This is a genomic window from Pedobacter antarcticus (genome assembly GCF_900112985.1).
Taxonomy (GTDB): domain Bacteria; phylum Bacteroidota; class Bacteroidia; order Sphingobacteriales; family Sphingobacteriaceae; genus Pedobacter; species Pedobacter antarcticus.
Genome location: NZ_FONS01000001.1, coordinates 1,026,417 through 1,049,158, shown reverse-complemented (window position 1 = coordinate 1,049,158; position 22,742 = coordinate 1,026,417). Strand labels below are relative to the sequence as shown.

Here is a 22,742-nt window from a genome sequence, read left to right as displayed (position 1 = left end):
AGTATGGTTAAACTGGGGTAGTAAAGGCAGTTAGAATACAGGTAGTTTTGTATCGCAAAAAAAAACATATTTATGGAAGATTCATTTAAAATGGAAACACGTATTAAAATTGACCAGGTAGAACAAGCTGGTTACAAAGAAATTCTGAATCTGGAAAAATTTATTGAAAGTACCCCCTTAACCAGAATTCATAAAGATTTAATAAAAATCAGAGCGTCGCAGGTGAATGGATGTGCTTTTTGTATTGATATGCATACCAGGGATGCACGTAATTCAGGAGAAACGGAACAACGTATTTATAGCCTAAATGCCTGGCGTGATACCCCCTTTTTTACTGACGAAGAACGTGCAATTCTAGCTTTAACAGAGGAAGTTACTTTGATAAGTAATCATGTTAAAGACAAAACTTACCAGAATGTCCTGGACCTATTGGGAGAAAGTTATTTGGCTCAGGTTATCCTGGCCATAATCACTATAAATGCCTGGAATAGGATCGGAATAGCTACACAGCTAATGCCGAAGTAGGAATGTATTCTATTGATATTGGGAGGGAAGCTGTTTCAGAATTGAGACGGCTTTTTTTGTTTCTGATTTTGCAATGAGAACCTTGTTATATAAGTTATATTGTGAATGAGAAAAGTATAGTTAGTATGTTACCATATAAATCATTAATACAGCTCAAACGGAATTCTGCCATAGCGCTTCATATTCAAATATGTAATAATTTTATAACACTGATTACGAATGGTACGCTGCAACCAACAGGCATACTCCCAAGTTCCCGTGTACTCGCGGACTTAATTAGTGTAAACAGGAAGACAGTTAAATTGGCCTATGAAGAGTTAATTAGTCAGGGCTGGGCAGAATCCGTTGAACGTAAAGGTATCTTTGTGTTTTCCAGCCTACCTGTTCTTCCTGAAATCGAATCCATTCCTGTTACAGGGGATTCTGAACCGAAAGAATCATTCCTGTGGACTAATCATTTTCAAAATACACACAGAAGCGAAAGTTATCAAAAATTGATACTGACCATCGACGATGGTTTTCCAGATGTACGTTTGACTCCGGTAGATCAGTTAATGCGTGAATACAGGAGTATATCGAAAAGATTTTACGGGAAAAACTTTTTAAAATACGGCGACTCTAAAGGTTCTGAACATCTTCGGACGGCCCTGGCCTTTTATCTTGGTAACACCAGAGGTTTGGTAGTTAGTCCGGAAAATATACTGATCACAAAAGGCAGTCAGATGGGAATTTATTTGTCAGCACAACTTTTACTTCAATCATCAGATAATATCGCCGTGGGTGTTTCAAATTATGCCTCAGCAGACGAAATTTTTAAATACTCAGGTGCTAATCTCCTAAGAATTCCTATAGATGACAGGGGAATGGATGTTGATCACCTAGAGCAGATGCTGGAGCATAAGAAAATTAAAGCTGTATATATTATTCCGCATCATCATTTTCCGACAACTGTAACCATGAGTATGGAAAGGCGGTTAAAGTTACTCAAGCTTGCCAGAGAATATCGTTTTGCGATTATTGAGGACGACTACGATTTTGACTTTCACTATAATAACAAGCCGTACGTCCCGCTGGCAAGTATTGATCATAATCATAATGTTATTTATATCGGCTCTATTACAAAAACCTTTGCTCCGGCTTTGCGGATAGGATTTATGATCGGGCCGTCTGCCTTTGTCGAGGCGGCTTCATCGTTGAGGCAGCTGATCGACAGACAAGGAGACTCTCTGCTTGAAGAGGCCTTTGCTTCTTTATTTGAAAATGGGGAAATGGAGCGGCATTTTCGTAAATCATTGAAGATTTACGAAAAGCGCAGAAATTTATTTTGTGAAATCCTGCAATCAAATTTCAGCGATGTTATCGCATTCAAGGTTCCCGAAGGAGGGCTCGCGGTTTGGGCGGTATTTGATGACAAAGTTAATTTAGCACAGCTGTCCGAAAATGCATCAAAACAGGGATTACATATTCTAGACGGATCATTTTACAAAAATGAAGTGTTCAGTCCAAATGCGTTGAGAATGGGATTTGCTTCTCTCAACGAATCTGAAATACAGCAGGCGCTGGAGGTTTTGAGAAGAAATCTTTAGCCCTCTCTATTCAGCTAATTCAAAGGCAACTTTGATTTGCTCCTGGCCATTAATTATAACCGCTATATGATGCGTACCTGCATTGAAATTTCTGGTAGTAATCAGAATGAATTTCTGTTTTCTCCTAATCTGGGCAGTTTGATTAGAGAGGTAATTCTTTTCACTGATCTTGTATACCTTTCTGGAGAGCTGTCCATTTTTTAGCTTGTAATAGATAGCATATTCCAACCGGACTGTCTGGCTCGCCTTGTGCCTGTTGCTTATTGAAAACGTAAATTCCAGACTTTCACCTATCCTGACTTCAGGATTAATGATTTTAAAGGAGTTGAATTCCATGTCCTTTGCAGTCAGACCATAATGGATTAATATTTCAGGATGTCCTTGTTTCAGTAGAGTTCTGCTGCCATGTTTGATGATAGCATCTGTTTCTTTACTTAATCTGGTCCAGCGCGCAGCGATTTTCAGTACCTCTCCCGGATGATCTTTTGCAATATCATTAAGACTATTCGCTACACTCCGTCTGACCCATTCAGCGGGATCCGATTTTAGATTTTCAAGAATAGGGAGAATTAATGCGGGTTCTTTTTTTAGTATTGGAACGGCCATTGCCCAGGGCAGTCGGGGTCTGCTGCCCTCACTTGCCAGGCGTCTGACCTTGTAGTTTTTATGGGTTGACCAGACCAGCATCTGACTGATCATTTTTTTACCATAAATTAGTAAGAATGGCCGTACCGCAAATTCACAACTTACAAATTGAGTAATAAATTCTAGTGCATCAACTGAGGTTTCATAATCTTCTTTTCCGTAAACTTCTATATAATCAGCAAGGAAAATAAAAGGTAATCCGTCCTCCTGAATACCATTTTTCCTGAATAGCTCAATTGCTTCCTTGATCATCGGTGTGGCCTCTGGATAAGCTGCGGGCAGAAAGTGATGTAAGGTTACCGTAGTATGGCGCATTCTTTCTTTCAGTTCCTTAACCTCGAAATCGGGGCTATAGATCATTTTGATAAAAAGATCTGAGTCGAATTCAGGGATGGTCTGCTCGAATACATTTGCGATACGCTGATAGAAAACAGGGGAATAGAGGTCTTTTAATAGGCTGGCCATTCAATTTAGGTTAGGTATCTGCGAATATCGCGGAAAATTTCACCATTCCACCTGACGACCTTCAAATCAGATATCTCTGACCGGGCTAAACACATCTTTGCATTGAAGTTCTGCGGTGACGACCCGCAGAACTTTTTCACCTTTTTTGTTTTATTACCAATAGGTAATACCAGTTAATCTGGCCATTTCAATCTGAGCGGTGCAGAGCTGATATTCATATTGTAACCTGGTCAACTCAGCCCTTTGTACATTTGTGCTGGCGTTAATTAACTCCAGATTGGTACCAATGCCGTTTTTATAACGGCTTTGTGCAAGTTTTTGAGCTTCCTTTGCCTGATCTATCTGGCCTAAGGCATTCACCAGGCTTGAGCGGTTACTTGCAATGTCTGTAAGTGTTTGTCGTATGTTTTTATCGAAAGAATTGTTTAAAGTCTGCACCCCCATCTTGGCATGTTCTAACTGACTTTGTGAAATACGGCTCTGTTTTTTTATCTGACCACCCCGGTAAATAGGTATCGACAGCGTAGCACCTGCAGTATAATTATATCTAAATTGGTCAATATCTGGTGCGTAACCATTTGAATAACCAGTTCCCGCATTTAAAGTCAGGGATGGTTTACCCCCGGTTTTGCTGATGGCAACTTCCATTTCCGCTTCTTTAATTTTAGAATTCAGTAATTTATATTCCGGATTGTATTGCCTTGCGTTTTCCAGAGCACGGGCTGCATCGGCTGTGATTTCTACACCAGGAAGCAGAAAACCGCGGACATTTACTTCAACCTTTTTTCCAGTTGCATATTCCATTAAGATGTATTGCTTGTTTAAGGTATTCTGAAGATCAATTTTCCGGTTATTTTCCTGATCAATGCTGGATTGTATCGACAAAACATCATACTTTAAAGCATCTCCGTTTTTATATTTGATTTCAGTATCCTTACGGTTGGTCTCTAGAAAAGAAATTACACTATTTTGAATTTCAATCGCCGATTTAAGATAAGCGATCTGATAATAAATGTTAGCAACTTGTGCCGCCATCTGATTCTTATTGTAATCCAGGTCGTTTTTCGCTGACTGGAGAGCCGCTTTGGCCCGGTCAACCTTTGCTTTCACTACACCAAAATCCAGCAGTGTGTAACTTCCATTTACTGCCGCTTTGTAGTTGTTTTTAGGCATAATCTGAAAATTGGGTGACTGTCCGCCGGGGATGGAGATCTCAGAGACAGGGTTAATATAATTATAGCTGCCATTTACCCCTAAGACCGGTAGTCCGGAGGCTTTTGCCAGCCCGATTTTCTGCTGCTCAATATCAATCCCTTGTTCCATTTCCCGGAATTGAGGGAAGTAAGAAAAAGACTCATTGATTAATTCAGAAAGCTCACCCGTTTTTTGTTGTGCGTAAAGGGATGGGGAGCATATAAATAATAGTAAAAATAGACGTTTCATGTGATTGATATTTGATTAATGTGCTTCTGCAGCAATTTTTGCCCTGGTCTCAGCATCCATGGTCTGATTTTTCAGAAGCAGCATAAAAGGGATTGTGCATACAAAAAATATGGAGATCAGCAGGAATCCATCCAGATAAGCCTGCATTTGTGCCTGATTGGATAGGGTGTGATCCAGAACTCCATGGGCAGCCTGTCGTGCAGCCATCGGGTTAATACCTTTTGCTATTAATCCTTGGCTGATTCCTTCAATTCGCTCGGTTAGTAATGGGTTGTTTTCCTGTAGATTGGAAACCAGATCCGACCGGTGTGTTGCGAATCGATTGGTTGCATATGTGTTCATAATTGCGATGCCAAATGCACCTCCCAGCTGACGGAACATATTATTCAGCGAGATTCCATAAGCCATGTCCTGCACTTTTAGGCCTACCACGGCCTGACTGAGTAAAGGGACGGTCAGGCAACCTGTACCAACGCCTCTAAATATTTGTGTCATGGCGAACCATCCTTTACTGGCATCGGGGGAGGCCATTGAGCTGGTATAGCCGTGGAGTATAAAAAGGGTAAATCCAAGGATGACGAAATAAATAGGTTTAACACCTTTTCCCAGGGCCGTTCCGATAAAAGGCATGGCGAAAATAGTAACCAGCGCCCCCGGAACCATCGCCAGCCCGGATTCGGTAGGGGTATAACCCATTACCCGCTGTACCATAACAGGAAACAGGTAGACCGAACCAAACAAGCCAAACCCGCATACGAAAGTTAGTACATTACTCCCAACGAGATTTCGGTTTTTAAGTACTCTTAGGTTAATGGCCGGCGTTTTGGTATGTAATTCCCACCAGATAAAAAATGCAAGACTCACTACTGCCAGTGCGGTCAGGTATCTAATGTGTTCGGTTTGGAACCAATCTTCGGATTGTCCTTTTTCCAGAATATATTGCAGGGCGCCTATTCCAATAGCCAGAGATAGAATACCCATGTAATCTATTGAGATAGCATTCCTGTCGATGTTATACTCATCCTCTTTCCGGTCTATAAATTTCCAGGTCAACAGCGCTGCAACAATTCCGATTGGAATATTAATATCAAAGATCAGTGCCCAATGATAGTTGTCTATAATATACCCACCTAATATCGGTCCGATGGTTGGACCGATTACGATCCCCATTCCAAAAATACCACCGGCAATACCTTTTTCTTCAGGTTTAAACTGGTCGAATAAAATACCCTGCGATACCGAAAGCAATGCTCCGCCGCCTATACCCTGGACAAAACGCCAGAAAACAAGCATCCATAACGAGGTTGAGGCTCCACACATATAAGAAGCGATAGTGAAAATGATAATAGAAGTCAGGTAATAGTTTTTTCTCCCAAAATATCGACTCAAAAAACCGGTCAGCGGGATAATGATGACATTGGCGATAGCATAGGACGTTACAACCCAGGATGCATCTTCCAGCGTCGCGCCTAAAGTGCCGCTAATATTATTTAATGCGACGTTGATAATGGACATATCGATCAGTTCCATAATCGCCGCAGTAATTGTGGTAATGATGATAATGATCTTAATAAATTTATTTCTTTCGGCGGCCATTCTCATCCTGATTAATGAATTTTAACATCTGCTTCTACGCTTAAACCAGCTTTTAAAATAGTCTGAAGTGACGCTAGATCGTCGATATCAATAATCACAGGAACCCGCTGTGTTACTTTTACAAAGTTTCCGGTCGAATTATCAGGGGGAAGGAGTGAGAATTTTGCTCCGGTAGCATCGCTAAAACCAGATATTTTTCCGGAGATCGTATGGTTTGGATAACCATCTACTTTGATGTTCACGGGCTGTCCCACTTTCATATGTTCGATCTGAGTTTCTTTAAAATTGGCCACCACCCAGTATTTTTCATTGCTGACCAAACTGAAAAGTTGCTGTCCTCCTTGAACGTACTGCCCCTTTCTTAAATTGGTTTTACCAACTTTTCCAGTAGATGGCGCAATAATTCTGGTATAAGACAGGTTAAGTCTTGCGCTTTGCAGGGCAGTCTCTTTAGCGGCAATATTAGCTTTAGCCTTTGCTATCTGTGCTTCAGCTGTACCGGTTTGTGTACTCGCCTGTGTGAGTCGGCTACGGCTCGAAATCAGCATTTTTTGTGCAGTTTCGTAGGCAGATTGGCTGTTCTCAAATTGCCGCTGCGTAATGGAACCCTCTTTAAATAAAGCCTCATCACGGGCAACGTCTCTTTTTGCCTTTTGTACTGCTACTTCTTCGACACTGATTCCGGCCGAAGCTACCTGTTTATTAGAACCGATGGTTGGCAGCTGGGATTGGGCACTGCTCAGGTCTGCTTTTGCGCCTAAAAGGTCGGCTTCAGCTTGTTGAACAGCCAGGGTATATTCATGATCATCAATTATTGCTATTGTATCACCTTCTTTGACAACCTGATAATCCAATAATGAAAACTTGCTGATGTACCCTGGTATACGGCTTAAGACTGGAACCGAATTTGTTTCGATCTGTGCATTATCTGTGTTTTCGTGATTTAAAGCATGATTTACTTTGTTGAATACAAAATAACAGACGACAATGGAGACCAACCCTGCCAAACCTATTTTTAACGTCTTTTTAGCTGACGATTGTTTTTTTTCTACTGTTTCCATGAGATTAATTATAGCAGCAAAAGTAAACTTAGTTGACTATTAAAGTCAACTAAGTTTACTAAATATATCAAGGTCGATTAGAAAAATACAATTATATGACAATGAGGTATACTTAAAAAAGTCCTATTTTTACAGCATGGAAAAACAGGATGCCAATGCGCGGGTAATTTTCAGAATAATGTATATTCTTAAAAGACTAACCGATAAATGGGTGTCTAATAATTTATCGAAAGTCAGTTCATCTGACTTCAATGTAACGCATTTACCGTATTTCATGAATATTGGTGAAAATGGGATTTCCAACCATGATTTGGTCCAGCTGATTAAGGTTACCAAGCAGGGTGTAAGTAAAATTATTAAAGAGCTCGAAAGTCTTGGACTTACTTATACTGTTAAAAGTGAGACAGATGCGAGGTCAATTATGATTTATCTTACTGACCAGGGGAAGTCCTTATTCGGTTTGCTGAAGGAGGAAACTTACCAGTTACACGACGAGTATAAAAAAGTTGTCGGAGTTAAGAACTTCGAAACAACCATTGATACCCTGCTGAAATTGATTGATTTGCACGAGCAGAAGGAAATTGATTCGGCTGCCGAAGGTAATTAGGTAATCCTGAGCCTGAAAGGCTCAGGATTATAGTTAAATATTAGAAATAAAAGGTGATTTATGATAGAATCGCGTGTCTGACAACTGCGCGATCAGAAATGATGCGATATTGCCTGCCGTAATTTGCTGACCGGGACAATCTGCCAGGTCTACCGCAATTTCAGTTTTTTGCGCACTAAATTCAATCATTGGTACCCTGACCATGGTCCAGTCTGCCTGGCTTTGGGTGAGCAGCGTGTAAGCATTTTGTCTGTCTGTCTGAATTTCCGGATAATTCTCTTTCATCCAGTTTGTTGCGATTAGCGTACTTTGTCCTTTTTGGTCTGAAGGGGTGTCTATATTGATCCCCGCAACCAGGATATAGCGTTTGATTTCGTCGGCAGACATAACTTTCAAAATGTTTTCCGTAGCCTGCCTGGCTATTAATTGTTCGCCCGGACGCTGCCCGATTGTACTGATAACGGCATTGCAGTCTGTTAATAAATTTCGAATGGTATGTAGATCGGCTGCATCACCTTTAATGATTTCAATCAAAGGGTTCTCGAATTGAAAATTTTCTGGGTTCCTTAATAAAACTCTAAGCTTAAGTCCCTTGTTAAGGAGTTGCTGAATGAGATATTGACCTGTTCTTCCGCCGCCGCCAAGGACAGCTATAGTCTGTATATTAGTTTTCATATTATCTTATAAAATTTGACATAAAGAATTTATGCCCGTACAATTAGTCCGGGCAAATTCAAAGGTCATGACCTTTGTTTGGAGTCAGTATTTTATAAAGAGATTCTAATAATACAAGTATAAGGAAAAACAAATAAGAATTCAGATTCGGATAATAAGCAATTATCATCTTATTTAAGATAGATCATGTTCAATACTAATTTTCTCGGGATGCGCCATTTTAAAAGAGTAAATTTAGGTTTGAGCAAAAAGTATAAAATTGCAGGGACCATTTTTACTATTATAGGTTTTGCATTGTTATTTCTTTAGACCTGCCATTAGGTGTATTTAGAGAAGGGTTAGGGGAAGCCTGCTAATCATATTCTGGGTGGGGGTTACCCTGTGATCTGTTGTCAGGTGTGTTTTTTTTATTGTTGACTATTGTTATGTTTCGAAACAACAGGTTAACTGGACAAAACGGGTCGCAGGGTATTTCCATTCCAATGGTAAACGGAATACCACCGGCAGGGATAGTATAGAAAAGCTACGCTGAAATATATAAATAGGCCCTGTCTTTTGCTAAACCGAAATCTTCGCCCCTTTGGAGGCGTGGGTGTTTTTTCATTACGTCCCGGATAGTTTTCTCAGAATCATTGGTGCTTCTGCAGTGAAAGTTATATTTTTCGGGAACCTCATGATCACTAAGACCTATAGTTCCGGTATAAGTTATATCTGCTCCGGATTCTATACAGATTATTAATAATGTCGTGTCGATAAGCTTACACATTTCTACATGTCCTGGTAGAAGCTTATTATTTGCCATTGCGTTCCGACTGGGTAAATTGATTTAATTTTTTTGCTGTCTGGCAAACTACGATGTCCAGTTCCTTGATACAATCAGAGATCATCAGATAGTATTCGCCCTTTTCTATTGGATCGGATGTCGTATTAGTCAGCTCTGATAAACTTAGTATCGAAGCGACAGGTTTGCGAATAGCATGTACGTTTACCCAGGCCATTTCTCGTAACAGGTTATCTTGCTTACTTATTCTACTCTGCTTTTCTTTATTATCTTCCAGACAGCTTATAAGCGACAAATGACTTTTCTTTTTTCGTTTGTTGTAAATACCAAGCACATAATTCAAAAACAGAGCGTTTGACAGAATAAAGATAAATCCCTTCATCGTGTGAATTATTGTTCTCCCGTCCGGAGTAAGGTTGGGTGTAAATATATAAATCAGCTGGTCACTGCTTATAATCCATACACAGCTTAGTAAAAGATAGCTGATAACAATTCTGTTCTTATTTTTCATTTTATTTTTTTAGGTAAAGAATAAGTATTTGTTGTTTATCTTACCTTACAAAGGTACTTTCGCTCTAAATGTGCTGAGGATCAAATCTTATTTTTAAATAACAGATAAAGACTAATGATAAAAACTGTCACCCATCGTTTTGGTGTTGAAACTGCTTGGATAACAGAGATGGCAGGGGCAATGGGTGGTACAGTTGATGGGAACTTTACATTGGTGCCGGAAATTCATACCGGAACGCGTTATACACTATCCATTAATGAAGATATCACAGTTTTACTGGCAGATGCGACCTACCATCAGGATGTACTGTTCAAACTCAGAAATACAGAAAACGATTTTGCCGGTATTTTTTTTAATCTGACCGAGGGTGAGTCCGTCCATATTATAGACGATATCAGCCGTTCGGTAGGCAGATGGGATTACAATCTGGCTATAGTTGACTCCCAACTTGATCTTGACTATCTTATAAAAGCTGGTAGTAAATCATATAACATCTCTATTTTTATAAAGAAAAAGATGCTCAGCGTTTATCTGGAGCGGGCGGGGATTCTGGAAGATGTGCGTAGCCGTATTTTTGATGGACAACAAAATACAATAATTCATTATGATCAAATGAGCAGCAATAGCTGGCATATCATCAATGAATTCAGACAACTCACACCAGGAGGTGTAACTTATGATTTGTTTCTCAGCAGCACAGTATATTATCTTCTCAGTGATTACCTGAGTTTTTTATTGTCGAGAGAGATTATAATCGGTAAAATAGAGAGTGGGGATGTCTTTAGAATTTTGGCCTCTCAAGCCACACTTGTCAAACATCTGAATGATGCGTTTCCTGGTATTTCAGAACTCGCTGCGGATGCTTTAATGTCAGAGACAAAATATAAGACACTTTATAAAAAAATAACCGGCTTTACACCGCACGCTTTTTTTATGCAAAATAAACTGGAACTCGGAAAGGAGCTGTTGGCTTGCAAGCAATATACCGTTGCTGAGATTGCTTTTAAATTGAGTTTCACTACTGCCTCTCATTTCACAGAGTTATTTAAAAATCAATTCGGCATGTTGCCAAAAGTGTATGTAAATTCTTTATGATGGGATCAGCAGAGGAGCGGCGAGTATTAAAAATTTCGCATCAAATGTCAATGGATTCGGAATGGAGAGCTGATTTTGTAGACCAGCTCGGTGCGCGGATTATAAATTCCAGGCAAATGCGTCTACCAGATGATATGGCAGAGGGATGCTCTTATTTTATGGAAGTTATGCCAGGTTTAATGGTACTTATCGTTGATTTCACATTTCATACCAGCATAGAGTTTACAAAACTTGCCAGTAAAGGAGAATTTTGTATTGTTTATTTTGATCTGAGTGACAATATCAGTCTGCATCAGGTAAATGGCACAAGACATCAGGTTGGCTACCAGTCCAAGCTCGGTTTAGGAATTGTAGATGCAGCTTTAAGAAGCACTTATATCCCTGCTGTAGGGGAAAGAATGTATTCGTTTCGTTTACTGGTATCCAAATCTTTGCTGAAGACATATTTTCAGGAAAATATGTCAGCGCTAATGGTAGATCGGACATTTGACGGTCGAAAGAATACTATGTTTTTCTATAGTCACATTAAAAGTTCGACCTGGCTTGCTTTAAACCAACTCAAAGATACCAGCTATGACAGCCCGTCATTCGAACTGATGCTTAAAGGAGTTACATTTAAAGTTTTTGGACACCTCATTGAGCAAATGAATGAAACAGGGCCGGTCATTGTCAGACAAATAACCGAGGTTGATGCTGCACAGGTTATGAAAACTCAGGCGTATCTTATGGAACAGTTGCAGGAGAACTTTCCTGGAGTTGATCTGTTGGCAGAAATGGCGGGAATGTCGGTATCTAAGTACAGCGATATATTTAAAAAACTTTTTAAGTTCAGTCCTAAACAGTTCTTTCTGAGAGAGAAAATGTTGTTGGCGCAAGTACTCCTGGGAAGCGGCGATTTTGGGAATATCAGTGAAGTTGCTTATGAAGTCGGCTTTGGAAAACCAGGATATTTCTCAAAGCTGTATAAAAATATGTTCAATGAGTTTCCTTCCACTGCTTTTAGGAGTCGGGAATAGTGCTTATTTTAGTTAAAACCCAAATATGAACCGTAGAAATTTTATTAGAAATTCGAGTGTTGCAGCCAGTGCCGCGTTACTTACAAACTCCCTGTCTGGATTCAGTATGGAAGCGAAGTCCAAATTTAAACTTGGATTACAGCTTTTTACCATTCGTGACGCTATGAAGAAAGACCCTGAACTAACGCTGAAGAGTGTTGCTAAAATGGGATATGAAGACCTGGAAACTTATGGAATGGGCGAAAACGGGCGCTTTTACTATGACATGCCTACCGCTGATTTTAGGCGTTTGTTGGGCGATTTAGGTTTAACTACCTCCAGCGGGCATTACGACTTACATAAATATATGAATAGTCCTGAAAATGAGATGCTCAATTATGTGGATAGCTGTATAGCTGGCGCATCTTCAATCGGACAAAATTATATCACATGGCCTTGGCTGGCTCCAGAGGACAGAACTTTAGACAAATTTCTTTCTTTAGCCAGGAAATTGAATTTAATTGGCGAACACGTTAGTAAGGCGGGATTAAAACTGGCTTATCACAATCATGATTTCGACTTTGCAGATCTGGGAGGGAGGTCTGGTTATGATATTATTATGGAAGAGACAGACCCTGATTTAGTAAAACTTCAAATTGATTTATATTGGGCAGTGAGGGCTTCAAAACATGATCCTGCTTACTATTTTGAGAAACAACCGGGAAGATTTGAAATGTGGCATATAAAAGATATGGATCGCGTGACTCAGGATTATACCGAATTAGGCAATGGAACTATTGATTATAAACCGATTCTGAAGCATGTGAAATTGTCGGGAATGAAATATTATTATTTGGAACAGGGTGGCAATTTCAGCACAGGTGACGCTATGGATAGCATCACACAAAGTATTCAATTTTTCAAAAAGAACCTTCAAAAATTAGTTTAACAAGTATTTAATTCTTTTTGAGCAATTACTTCCAGGCATTCATTAAGCGTCTTAAAATAATAATTTCAGCGACATGGTAAGCATTGTGATCTGCTATCTGAAGGGCTTCGCGGAATATGGTTTGTCCGTCACCACCTGGAATTTGCTGATATAGATCTTCGCTCTTAACCAGGTTTGTAAACTCTTGCAGATCATTTTTGATTTGTGTGACTGAATTGTTCCAGCTTTCTTCATCAGCGGGTTCAGCCTCTTTTGGCCAGAACCCCTCAGGCCAATCGGGTGACTGGTGCTTCACATTTTTGGAGAATTGCAGCATATCCCACTGTGCAATTCTGATGTGCTCAACCAATTGCCATATGCTATATGGTAAATTATGCGGCTGAACACCGCGTAGGTTTTTAGGAAGACCAGCGATTGCATCGCTCAGCCCGACATGAGCTGTACCTTCGTTTAGTAGTTTTTCAAGTTCTGAGACTAAGAGTTGTTGCTGATCATTCATTTTATGTAATTGATTGTTCGTCCAGTATATTAACATAAACCGCACTTTACTGTTTTAAATCAATTTAATCTCGGTGACTATCACTGGTAAATAGGGGAGTCGCATTACCAATGCTTTTCAACTCTTCTGCCCATATACTACGAAACTTTAGAAATAGATAACACGCTGTTTGTCAATTGTATTTATTGTGTTATGTTATATTTTCTTTACGGTTTACCGTAAAGAAAAGTCTTAACTGATCCTTATTTTTGTGTCTCAATTTTCAATTGATGTTCGAAGAATATAAGAAAGAGTTGCTAGAATCTTACTTTTTAAAAAAGTCGCAAAAACAACTTTCCAATAATTTGGAAAGTCCAGCTCGCTTGAAATTAAAAAAAGAGTGTCTTAAGATTTTCAGAGACAAATACACCAAAAGTGATGATGAGATGCTGAAGGCCTTTTTTGATCCTTTAAGCAAGTTTAATGATCATATAAAGAGTATTGAAAGATTTGAATTAGATAAATTCAGGCCTTTAGTCAATTTTTTGCAAAAAGGAACAAATATCAGAGATGAAGAATCTGTAAAGCTTTTAGCATGGCTGATAGACTTCGAGCCTTATCGGAATTGGAGGTGTAAAGACGATAGTAAAGGTACAGGTGTGCCACCCGGGATAACCGAAGGTGAGCCAGAGGGTAAAAGTGAGGGCACAGAGGATCCTCGTGCTAACGAACCGCAGGTGCCGGATCAGCAAAGTGGCTGGTCAAGTTCAATTAAAAGAACGATGATCTTTTGTATCACGTTATTTGCGGTTGCAGGTACTGGGTTCTTTTTATCGGGAGAGAGTAGGGTGGGTTCGGTCAGAGAACCGTTATCAGATGAGAAATGTATGTATTGGACAGGCGAACATTACGAGCCTATTAAATGTGACAAAAGCATTAAACATGCGGATGTAATGCCTTTGAATCTCGAAATGTTATATGGTTTAAGACGGATAAATGCGACAGATACCCTTACAAAGTATTCGCTTGGGAAAGTTTGGTATTCGAAAATACGAGGTAAACATGAATTTTTCACTGACAGTGGTACGCATCCTGTAGAGCCTAATAAAAGGCTAAAACCATTAACCAATTATATATTGAGTAATTACGTTTCCTATCATAGATATCTGTTGACACGATTAGTTTGGTCAATAGGAATAGGTATTACCGTTGCTGTATCAATAGGTATGGTTTATCTTTTTCGAAGAAAAAACAGGCTCAAAAGCCGAATTGGAAGCGGCATGATCTAATCTTTCAAATATCCTTTATTTCTAAGTTTATCGATTACTTGCTGACCTATCTGTAGATCCCATTCCTGACCTGCAATCATTGATTCCTGAGTAATCACAGGAGTTTTTTCTGCGAATTTTTTACCCACAGGTGTATCATAAAAAGCGATCACACCAGTTAGGTCATCTTCAGTTAAATGCTTTTGATAGATTGGTAATACTAAATTAATAAGCTGGTTAAGTGCATCTTTATTCATTTCTATGGCAACTTCATCCCAAAATTCTTTGGGAACGTTTGATTGCTTTTCTTTGAACATGGTAATCATTTGATTTATTACTCCTTTGTAAGCAACCTCTGATCCTGATACCTGCATCATTTTCTTTAATGATGCTCTGTAAGTACTATTTTCCTGACCGAAAGTAACTGTTGCGCTCAATAGAAGCAGTAGTGTTAGAATAGGTGTTTTCATGGTTGTTGTTTATTTGACTACAATTTCAATCAATTTTTCTTGATCCGATCCTGGATCCCAATTGTCTGAACCGATTGGATGGATATAAAACAAAAAAACCTTAAATCATCTGATTTAAGGTTTTTTGCCGACTTTTAAGTCTAATTGTCGGGGTGGCAGGATTCGAACCTACGACCTCCTGCTCCCAAAGCAGGCGCGATACCGGGCTACGCTACACCCCGAACAAGATCAACAATGAATTTCGTAAAGTTCTTCGTTGTTGTTGGGATTGCAAAAGTACAACATAAATCAGGATTACAAAATTTATTTATTGTTTTTTAAGACGTTTACGTACGTTTTTTAGTAACTATCTGTATTACAATTAGAAAAAAATATAAATTATAATGAGTTTCTTTTAATAACCCGGAAGGGTATTTCAATGCGGACCTTCGAATTATTTAAAATTAATCCAGCTGCTTCTTTTCCCATTCTTACGAAGTCACTAGAAATAGTTGTAATACCATTCCACATGAATTTTTTATATGGTGCGTCATGATAGGAAATCAGGCCGATGTCTGTTCCGGCAGTTAGTTGTTTTTCGTTAATTTTCTCTATTAAGACTGGTAGTTCATCGTCATTCAAGCTGATATAAACAGAGTTTTTTCTAATGTCGTGTGTATTAAGACAGAAAACCGTTTCACTCTCAAATCCATTTTTATGGCAGAACCTGAGAAAACCAATTAGTATTTCGTTCGAATGACACGCATGTTTGGAAAAGATGATCTTCAGATACCGGTATTTTATTAGATGAGGTATAAGTTCTTCCAGTGCATTAAAAATATCTTGTTCGTAGTTCTCATAGATGGCACTGAATTCGCCTGAAATAGATGCTGGAAGCGTATCTACGAGAATCAACTTTTTTGAAGGCAGGTTGTTAATTAGTTTGTATCCTAGGTGCTCGTCAACAGCAAAACAAGGGATAATTACATAATGATCGTAGGAATCTGCCCATGTGCTGAGGAGATCCCTAAAACGGTTAAAATTGTTATCATAGAGGTGTAAGTCGATATTGCCGAAGGATTGAATTTCCGAAACAAAAGCATCGTATATCATTCTTTTATGTAGAGTCATTCTGTCGAAAAGCAACATGATTCTTGGCATACGGATAGGGGAGGTCCCTGTTAAAAAATATCCTTTACCAGCGACAGATTTAACAGCTCCATTATTTTTCAATGCAATATATGCCCTCTCTACAGTACGCCTTGATGTGCCCGTTTTTACACTCAATTTATTTATAGAAGGTAATGCGTCATTTTCGTTAATGTGACCGGTAGTCGCGTTCATAATTGCATTAGCCAATTGCTGATACTTCGGAATGCCGGCATTCAGATCTAATTTTAGAATTCTAATGATATCGTCTTGATACATATACTTAAAATGAGTCTTTAAATGTATAATATCAGTTCTGTTTAGATGAAGGAGTAGAAAATATTAATCTTAAGTAGTTCTGGCGGTGAACATATCAGACCGGGTTACTGGTAGCCCTATCAAATAATCCTGATGGTCCGCATCAGGATTATTTGTAATCTCACTGTAACATTTTTTTGAACATATGCATCTTATGGGTATAAGATTCAAAAAATGAAAACGCTAATACTACTTACTGCCGCACTGTTATGGAATGTGATATTGCCGCAAAATATGCAGGCCCAGGATCAGCCGGTGTCAGGAAAAATATCAGGAAAAGTGCTGGATGAAAAAAAGGAAAGGTTTCCTTATGTTTCCGTAAGCTTGCTTCAGGCAAAGGATTCTGTCGTCCTTAAAGGAACGATCACTGATGATCAGGGTAGCTTTACGTTTCCAAAACTCATAGCGGGTTCTTATCTGTTGAAATACCAGGTAGTAGGTTATTCAGACATGGTTAAGGGGCCATTTGTGATATCAAGTGAGAAGCTGGCTGCGGAAGTACCGGCAGTAGGCATGTTAACTACTGTGAAACAATTAAATAATGTAAATGTCACCGCAAGAAAGCCGCTTATCGAAAGACAGGTGGACAAGACAGTTCTCAATATAGAAAATAGTGCACTCGCAACCGGAAATACAGCACTGGAAATCCTGCAAAAAGCGCCTGGTGTGAGCGTTGATAAGGACGGGAATATCAGTTTGCGTGGAAAAAAAGGTGTGACAGTTATGATTGACGGTAAACCAACCTATTTATCCAGCGAACAATTGGCAAATCTTCTACGTTCTACAGAAGGAAATTCAATTCAGTCTATAGAGCTGGTTACGAATCCGTCAGCCAAATACGATGCTGCAGGCAATTCAGGAATTATCAATATAAAATTGAAAAAGAATAGCAATTTCGGAACTAACGGGACCGTAACCGCAGGTGCCGGCTATGGTAAATATGGAAAGTGGAATACCGGGCTATCGCTTAACCATCGTCAGAAAAAATTCAACTTTTATGGTGATATCAATTACAGTAGAAACAAAAGATTTCACGTATTAAATATAGACCGGGTGAATGAAACAGAGGAGAACAAGACGTTTTTTGACCAGAAAAGTAATGCAGTCGGACGCCGGAGAAATATGAACTATAAAGCTGGATTTGATTATTTCATAACCGATAATCATACTGTCGGTGTTGCCGTAAATGGTTACAGAAGTACAGGAAAGAACGACGTAGATGTCAGCACTGCCATTGGGTCGCAACGATTTGAGACAGACTCTTCTGTAATTGCTTTTAATCCAAATGATTATAAATATACTGGGATAACTTATAACCTGAATTATAAAGGAACTTTAGATACTACAGGGCAGGAAATTAATGTGGACGCTGATTATTCCAGATATCTCGGCAATCCGGACAACTTATTTGAGAATAAATACCTGGACAAAAACGGGCAGGTATACAAGGCCCCCTTTATCTTCCGGAATGCAACGCCTTCTACGGTGAATATTTACACAGCTAAAGCGGATTATACTTATCCCATTAACAAGAAAATGAAGCTGGAAGCAGGAGTGAAGGCAAGTAAAGTCAATACAGATAATAACTCTATTTTTGAGAACTTCGTAGAGAATCAATGGCAGAATGACGTAACCAGAAGTAACCAGTTTATATATGACGAAAGAATTCAGGCTGGATATGTTAACCTCAATAAACAGTTTTCCGGGTTGACAGTGCAGTTAGGTTTGCGCGGAGAAAACACAAATTCGAAGGGTAATTCCATCACTGAAAATAAGATAGTTAACAGACAGTATTTTGATCTGTTTCCCAGCCTTTTTGTTAACCGTGAGCTATCTAAGAATCATGACCTTGGCTTTTCATACAGCAGGAGAATTGACCGTCCCGATTACGAATCGTTAAATCCATTTATCTTTTTCGTTGACCTTTATACATATGGAATTGGTAACCCATTTCTAAAACCGCAATACACAAACTCTTTTGAACTTAGCTATGGTTATAAAAAAATGATCAATGTGACAATGGGTTATAGTCATACCAGCGACGTAATAACCCGCGTACTTGTCTCTGATACTGCTAAGAAAACATTGTTTATTTCTTCGCAGAATCTGGCTGTCCGCAACGCCTATAATATGAATATCAGCTCCCCTGTGAACTTTACCAAATGGTGGACTTCATCTAACAATCTGACTGTTTATTATAATGAGTTTAAAACTCCTGATTTACTCGGTGTTCCCTATGAAAGTGGAAAACTCGCTTTCAACCTAAATACAAATCAAACCATTACCCTTGATCCCAATACTAAATTTGAGATGTCGGGATTTTATCAGTCGGCACAAGTTGAGGGAACTTTATCACTGAAAGCTTTCTATGGTGTCGATTTGGGAGTCAGCAGGACATTTATGGATAAAAAGTTAAATGTGAAGGTCGCTGCCAATGATGTGTTTTATACACAGAAATATCATATTACCAGTGCACTTCCCGGACAGAATTACAGAGTCAATGAAAGGAATGAAAGCAGGGTATTACGTCTGACCTGCAGTTATAGGTTTGGTAACTCTGGGGTAAAGGCAGCACGTCAGCGTTCCAAAAGTTCAGATGCAGAGTCAAACCGGGTTAAGTCGGGAGGTTAGACGGTCTGATCATATTCCGACTTAATCTGACTGATTACACTGCTGGTCATAATTTTACCGACGTCCTCTATATTTGCGAGATTATGCTTAACGAATTCATGATATGAAGCCATATCGGGTGTTTTAATTTTGAGCATAAAGTCAAATGTTCCGGTAAGCTGGTAACATTCCAGAACCTCTTTGGCATGCAGAACACACTGGCGAAAATTTGAGAAACTTTCGCCGGTGTGTTTTAACATCGTGATCTTAGTGATGCAGATTAATCCGGACTCTATTTTACTACGGTCGATAACTGCAATGTATTTTTTAATAAATCCAAGATCTTCTAAACGTTTTCTGCGTTCAAATATCGGAGAGATGCTTAGGTGAAGAGAATTCGCCAGTTCTTTATTGGTGAGTTTTCCATTCTGGTGTAGCAGTTTTAAAATTCCAATACTAGTTGAATCCAGTTGTGTTTTCATAGTTGAATTTTTCAATATTATAATGAGGGCAGGATCGTACAGGAGATCTGCCTTTACGTAAATGTAACCTTTTGATAACTTTTTATTGGCCCAGATGATTTTACTTTAGGTTAATTATACGTTTGTTTTTAGAGTTAGAAATAACCATAATTTCGGTGAACATGTGAGCTAAAAGGTTATAATCTCTTTATAACTGGCATTTTTTTTCACAGCGAATTCTCCCGTTCAGGGACATTATGATAAGGGGAATAGCGTTTCTTTTTCGGCTTTGATCAGAAGATACTTTTGCACATATTATGTTGATGAAATTCGACCCTTTTGAGGAATACCAACATCTCGGATCTGCAAAAATAGGGAATGTGAAAGGTTTTTTTTTAAGTGTTTAAGACTGGAAATGAGTGTTCTAGCAGTCATTTATTTCAATTACCGGCCTATTGTAAAATGATTAGTTAACAACACTTGTTAATAACCCGGATTTATCCACAATAGAAACTGTAAAAACGAGTTAATTAATTGTATAGTAGTGTTTTAGTGGTTGGGTATAAGTTTATATTTTAATGTTGGTAATTTTCTTGAACTTCGCATTCTCCTTCACGAGAGAAGTAAATTTAACATTAAACTTTATAATATTATGCTGACACAAAATACCTGTACTACTGTTTGGAATAACTCACTTCAGACTATAAAAGCAAATATCCCGAATCAAAGTTATAAAACTTGGTTTGAGCCAATTTCTGCTTTAAAGCTGGAAGGAAATGTTCTTACTGTACAGGTTCCAAGTTTATTCTTCTATGAGTGGCTTGAGGAGCATTATGTAGGTTTATTACGTAAAACTGTTAAGCAGCAGCTCGGTGAAGAGGGCAGGCTTGAATATAATATCGTTGTAGATAAATCTCCGGGCAGTATCTCTCCTTATCCGGCAGTGAACCAGGGAACATCTCATAACACAACTCAGAAAGCACAAGGCTCTTCTGCACAGATCACACAGGCTAAAGATTTGAAGAATCCGTTTACGGTTCCAGGACTGAAGAGACTGAATGTTGACCCTCAGCTGAATCAAAATTACACACTTGAGAATTACATTGAAGGTGATTGTAATCGTCTAGCACGTTCAGCAGGTTTTGCTGTTGCTGCTAAGCCAGGTGCTACGTCTTTTAACCCGCTTATGATCTATGGTGCGGTAGGTTTAGGCAAGACTCACCTTGCACAGGCAATAGGCAATGAGATTAAACGGACGTTACCTGAGAAACTAGTTATATATGTGTCCTGTGAAAAGTTTTGCCAGCAGTTTGTGGAGTCTCTGAAAAACAATTCTATTAATGACTTTGTAAACTTCTATCAGGCAATGGACGTGATCATTATGGATGATGTACATAACTTTGCAGGAAAAGAAAAAACACAGGATATCTTCTTCCATATTTTTAACCATTTACATCAAAGTGGTAAACAAATTATCATCACTTCAGATAAGGCACCTAAAGATTTATCGGGACTTGAAGAGCGTTTGCTGAGCCGTTTCAAATGGGGACTTTCTGCTGATTTACAAATTCCTGAACTGGAAACCAGAATTGCGATTCTTAAGAAAAAAATGTCAGATGACGGTATTGAGCTTCCAGCAGAAGTTGTTGAGTATGTAGCAAATCATATTGATAATAATATTCGTGAATTGGAAGGTGCAATGGTCTCTTTAATTGCACAGTCTACGCTAAATAATAAACAAATTGATCTTCCGCTTGCTAAATCAATGCTGAAGAATTTTATTAAAAATAGTACAAAAGAAATCTCAATGGATTATATCCAGAAGGTGGTTTGTGAGTATTTTGATGTCGCTGCTGAGCTGGTTAAATCTCCTACCCGGAAGCGCGAAGTAGTTCAGGCAAGACAGATCTCTATGTATCTTTCCAAAAGCCTGACTAAGTCATCTTTGAAAAGTATCGGTGCATTTTATGGTGGAAGAGACCATTCTACAGTAATTTATGCGTGTCAGACCGTAGACGATCTGATACAGACTGACAAAAAGTTTAAAACCTACGTGGCTGATATAGAGAAGAAATTGAAAATGAGCTAAACAGCTTTATAGATTTTGGAGAAAAAGGCACCGGTGATTTAGATTTCACCGGTGCCTTTTTTATTTTACACCTGCCACCCTTTAAATTTAAAGCGCATATTTATGAACTGCAACGAAAGACATGTCAGGGCTAATCTTATTTTTTAGCCTCAATAGCATTTGAAAGTGCAATTTCCAGCCCCTTATTCTGATAGGATGGGAGAACAGCGAGATCAAAAACGGATTGGTTTTCTTTTGTTGCAGACAACACTGCCGATCCTGCCGGGATACCATTAATAAAGGCGAGGTAATAATAATTATTATTTCTGCTAACGGATGGATAATCAATTGCTAGTTCTTGTTTAATAATAGCGGAGACGATTGACTGCTCTTCTGCAGTACTCACCAATTTAACCGTTATAATCTGCGGAGATTCATTTTTAGCTAATTTTTCCTTGACCATAGCTTCTGCTCTTTGCAGGAAACTGCTTTCCTTTAATTTCTCTTCAGTTTCGTTGAGTGCTTTTAACAGATTGTTCGTGTTTTCGGTTAAATCCACGAGGACAGACTCAATAATAGTCCAGATCGGGCGAAGCTGATGTACAAGGTCAGAACCCTTTTCTGTCAGGAACATATTTCTTTTCCGCTCATCTCTGGTATCTTTTACTGAATCAACGAGATCTCTTTTTTCAAGTTCTTTTAACAATGCAATAAGCGCGGGATGACTAAGGCCTATTTGCTGAGCCAAATCCATAATTCCTAATGGAGATTTGACAGATAAAACATATAGTACCGGAAACCATTTGGTTTCAAATTCAATTCCCTGTGTTTTATAAAAGCTGTTTCCGTCTGCGCGAAGTAAATCATGTATGCGGAGTAAGCGTGTTCCAATTGCTAAAATTCCAGCGTCATCTATAATATTTTTCATTCTTACCAAATATAATGAATGTGTAAATATTTACGTAAAATAAAACTGATGTAGTGTTTTATTTATATTTGGCTGGTAA

Annotated in this window: 21 protein-coding genes and 1 tRNA gene; 9 read left to right on the top strand and 13 right to left on the bottom strand. The window is 38.8% G+C overall.

Features of this window, described 5'->3' with window-relative positions; all coding sequences use genetic code 11:
• The first annotated feature begins 72 nt into the window (after positions 1-72).
• Positions 73-525 carry a carboxymuconolactone decarboxylase family protein gene (locus BM192_RS04735; protein ID WP_316930975.1) on the top strand — a complete coding sequence of 151 codons (453 nt, stop codon included), beginning with the start codon at positions 73-75 and terminating at the stop codon, positions 523-525.
• A gap of 125 nt (positions 526-650) precedes the next feature.
• Positions 651-2,111, top strand: coding sequence for a MocR-like pyridoxine biosynthesis transcription factor PdxR (pdxR, locus tag BM192_RS04730; RefSeq protein WP_037438368.1), 1,461 nt, complete (start codon positions 651-653; stop codon positions 2,109-2,111).
• A gap of 6 nt (positions 2,112-2,117) precedes the next feature.
• Here pdxR and BM192_RS04725 read toward each other — a convergent pair whose 3' ends face one another.
• The 4 genes from BM192_RS04725 to BM192_RS04710 all read right to left on the bottom strand — a co-directional run bounded on the left by BM192_RS04725 (position 2,118) and on the right by BM192_RS04710 (position 7,321).
• The gene (locus tag BM192_RS04725) at positions 2,118-3,221 is read right to left on the bottom strand and encodes a DNA alkylation repair protein (protein ID WP_074963906.1); all 1,104 of its coding nucleotides are present in this window, start codon (positions 3,219-3,221) and stop codon (positions 2,118-2,120) included.
• A gap of 153 nt (positions 3,222-3,374) precedes the next feature.
• Positions 3,375-4,664, bottom strand: coding sequence for a TolC family protein (locus tag BM192_RS04720; RefSeq protein WP_037438367.1), 1,290 nt, complete (start codon positions 4,662-4,664; stop codon positions 3,375-3,377).
• Positions 4,665-4,679: 15 nt separating this feature from the next.
• Positions 4,680-6,260: a DHA2 family efflux MFS transporter permease subunit gene (locus BM192_RS04715; protein WP_037438418.1), complete on the bottom strand. Its 1,581-nt coding sequence runs from the start codon at positions 6,258-6,260 to the stop codon at positions 4,680-4,682.
• 11 nt (positions 6,261-6,271) lie between these two features.
• Entirely contained in the window at positions 6,272-7,321 is a 1,050-nt protein-coding gene (locus BM192_RS04710; protein ID WP_037438366.1) for an HlyD family secretion protein, read from the bottom strand.
• Positions 7,322-7,457: 136 nt separating this feature from the next.
• Here BM192_RS04710 and BM192_RS04705 point away from each other — a divergent pair, with 136 nt between their 5' ends.
• Entirely contained in the window at positions 7,458-7,928 is a 471-nt protein-coding gene (locus BM192_RS04705) for a MarR family winged helix-turn-helix transcriptional regulator (RefSeq protein ID WP_037438365.1), read from the top strand.
• Positions 7,929-7,961: 33 nt separating this feature from the next.
• Here the strand turns inward: BM192_RS04705 and BM192_RS04700 are convergent, their stop codons facing one another.
• From BM192_RS04700 to BM192_RS04690, 3 genes are all read right to left on the bottom strand, one after another.
• Complete coding sequence (locus BM192_RS04700; RefSeq protein WP_037438364.1) at positions 7,962-8,603, bottom strand: NAD(P)-dependent oxidoreductase; 642 nt, start codon at positions 8,601-8,603, stop codon at positions 7,962-7,964.
• Between the two features lie 523 nt (positions 8,604-9,126).
• Entirely contained in the window at positions 9,127-9,405 is a 279-nt protein-coding gene (locus tag BM192_RS04695) for a hypothetical protein (protein WP_037438363.1), read from the bottom strand.
• Complete coding sequence (locus tag BM192_RS04690; RefSeq protein WP_037438362.1) at positions 9,395-9,895, bottom strand: hypothetical protein; 501 nt, start codon at positions 9,893-9,895, stop codon at positions 9,395-9,397. The genes BM192_RS04695 and BM192_RS04690 overlap by 11 nt, the downstream gene beginning before the upstream one ends.
• 114 nt (positions 9,896-10,009) lie before the next feature.
• Between BM192_RS04690 and BM192_RS04685 the strand changes: the two genes are divergently transcribed.
• Genes BM192_RS04685 through BM192_RS04675 form a run of 3 tightly spaced genes read left to right on the top strand, consistent with a single transcriptional unit; the run spans position 10,010 to position 12,934 of the window.
• Positions 10,010-10,990 carry a helix-turn-helix domain-containing protein gene (locus BM192_RS04685; RefSeq protein ID WP_037438361.1) on the top strand — a complete coding sequence of 327 codons (981 nt, stop codon included), beginning with the start codon at positions 10,010-10,012 and terminating at the stop codon, positions 10,988-10,990.
• A 44-nt stretch (positions 10,991-11,034) separates the two neighbouring features.
• Entirely contained in the window at positions 11,035-12,006 is a 972-nt protein-coding gene (locus BM192_RS04680) for a helix-turn-helix domain-containing protein (protein WP_157282784.1), read from the top strand.
• A 25-nt stretch (positions 12,007-12,031) separates the two neighbouring features.
• Positions 12,032-12,934 carry a sugar phosphate isomerase/epimerase family protein gene (locus tag BM192_RS04675; protein ID WP_037438360.1) on the top strand — a complete coding sequence of 301 codons (903 nt, stop codon included), beginning with the start codon at positions 12,032-12,034 and terminating at the stop codon, positions 12,932-12,934.
• 25 nt (positions 12,935-12,959) lie between these two features.
• Here BM192_RS04675 and BM192_RS04670 read toward each other — a convergent pair whose 3' ends face one another.
• On the bottom strand, positions 12,960-13,469 hold the full coding sequence (locus BM192_RS04670; RefSeq protein ID WP_234797506.1) for a DinB family protein: 510 nt from the start codon (positions 13,467-13,469) through the stop codon (positions 12,960-12,962).
• Between the two features lie 233 nt (positions 13,470-13,702).
• On the opposite strand from BM192_RS04670, the gene BM192_RS04665 reads away from it, so the two are divergent.
• Entirely contained in the window at positions 13,703-14,701 is a 999-nt protein-coding gene (locus tag BM192_RS04665; RefSeq protein ID WP_037438359.1) for a hypothetical protein, read from the top strand.
• Here the strand turns inward: BM192_RS04665 and BM192_RS04660 are convergent.
• The 3 genes from BM192_RS04660 to BM192_RS04650 form a co-directional block, all read right to left on the bottom strand.
• Positions 14,698-15,150: a DUF2059 domain-containing protein gene (locus BM192_RS04660; protein ID WP_037438358.1), complete on the bottom strand. Its 453-nt coding sequence runs from the start codon at positions 15,148-15,150 to the stop codon at positions 14,698-14,700. The two genes, BM192_RS04665 and BM192_RS04660, sit on opposite strands and share 4 nt — an antisense overlap.
• 147 nt (positions 15,151-15,297) lie before the next feature.
• Positions 15,298-15,371, bottom strand: a tRNA-Pro gene (locus BM192_RS04655).
• 157 nt (positions 15,372-15,528) lie between these two features.
• Positions 15,529-16,557 (bottom strand): GntR family transcriptional regulator, encoded by a 1,029-nt coding sequence (locus BM192_RS04650; RefSeq protein WP_074963905.1) that lies wholly within the window; start codon positions 16,555-16,557, stop codon positions 15,529-15,531.
• Between the two features lie 213 nt (positions 16,558-16,770).
• Here BM192_RS04650 and BM192_RS04645 point away from each other — a divergent pair, with 213 nt between their 5' ends.
• The gene (locus tag BM192_RS04645) at positions 16,771-19,227 is read left to right on the top strand and encodes a TonB-dependent receptor (protein WP_037438357.1); all 2,457 of its coding nucleotides are present in this window, start codon (positions 16,771-16,773) and stop codon (positions 19,225-19,227) included.
• Here BM192_RS04645 and BM192_RS04640 read toward each other — a convergent pair.
• Positions 19,224-19,688, bottom strand: coding sequence for an Lrp/AsnC family transcriptional regulator (locus BM192_RS04640; RefSeq protein WP_037438356.1), 465 nt, complete (start codon positions 19,686-19,688; stop codon positions 19,224-19,226). The genes BM192_RS04645 and BM192_RS04640 overlap by 4 nt on opposite strands.
• A gap of 631 nt (positions 19,689-20,319) precedes the next feature.
• On the opposite strand from BM192_RS04640, the gene dnaA reads away from it, so the two are divergent.
• A complete protein-coding gene (gene dnaA, locus BM192_RS04635; RefSeq protein ID WP_037438355.1) occupies positions 20,320-21,756 on the top strand; it encodes a chromosomal replication initiator protein DnaA in 1,437 nt (478 codons plus the stop codon).
• A 136-nt stretch (positions 21,757-21,892) separates the two neighbouring features.
• Here dnaA and BM192_RS04630 read toward each other — a convergent pair whose 3' ends face one another.
• A complete protein-coding gene (locus BM192_RS04630) occupies positions 21,893-22,663 on the bottom strand; it encodes a bifunctional helix-turn-helix transcriptional regulator/GNAT family N-acetyltransferase (RefSeq protein ID WP_070808187.1) in 771 nt (256 codons plus the stop codon).
• Positions 22,664-22,742: the final 79 nt, after the last annotated feature.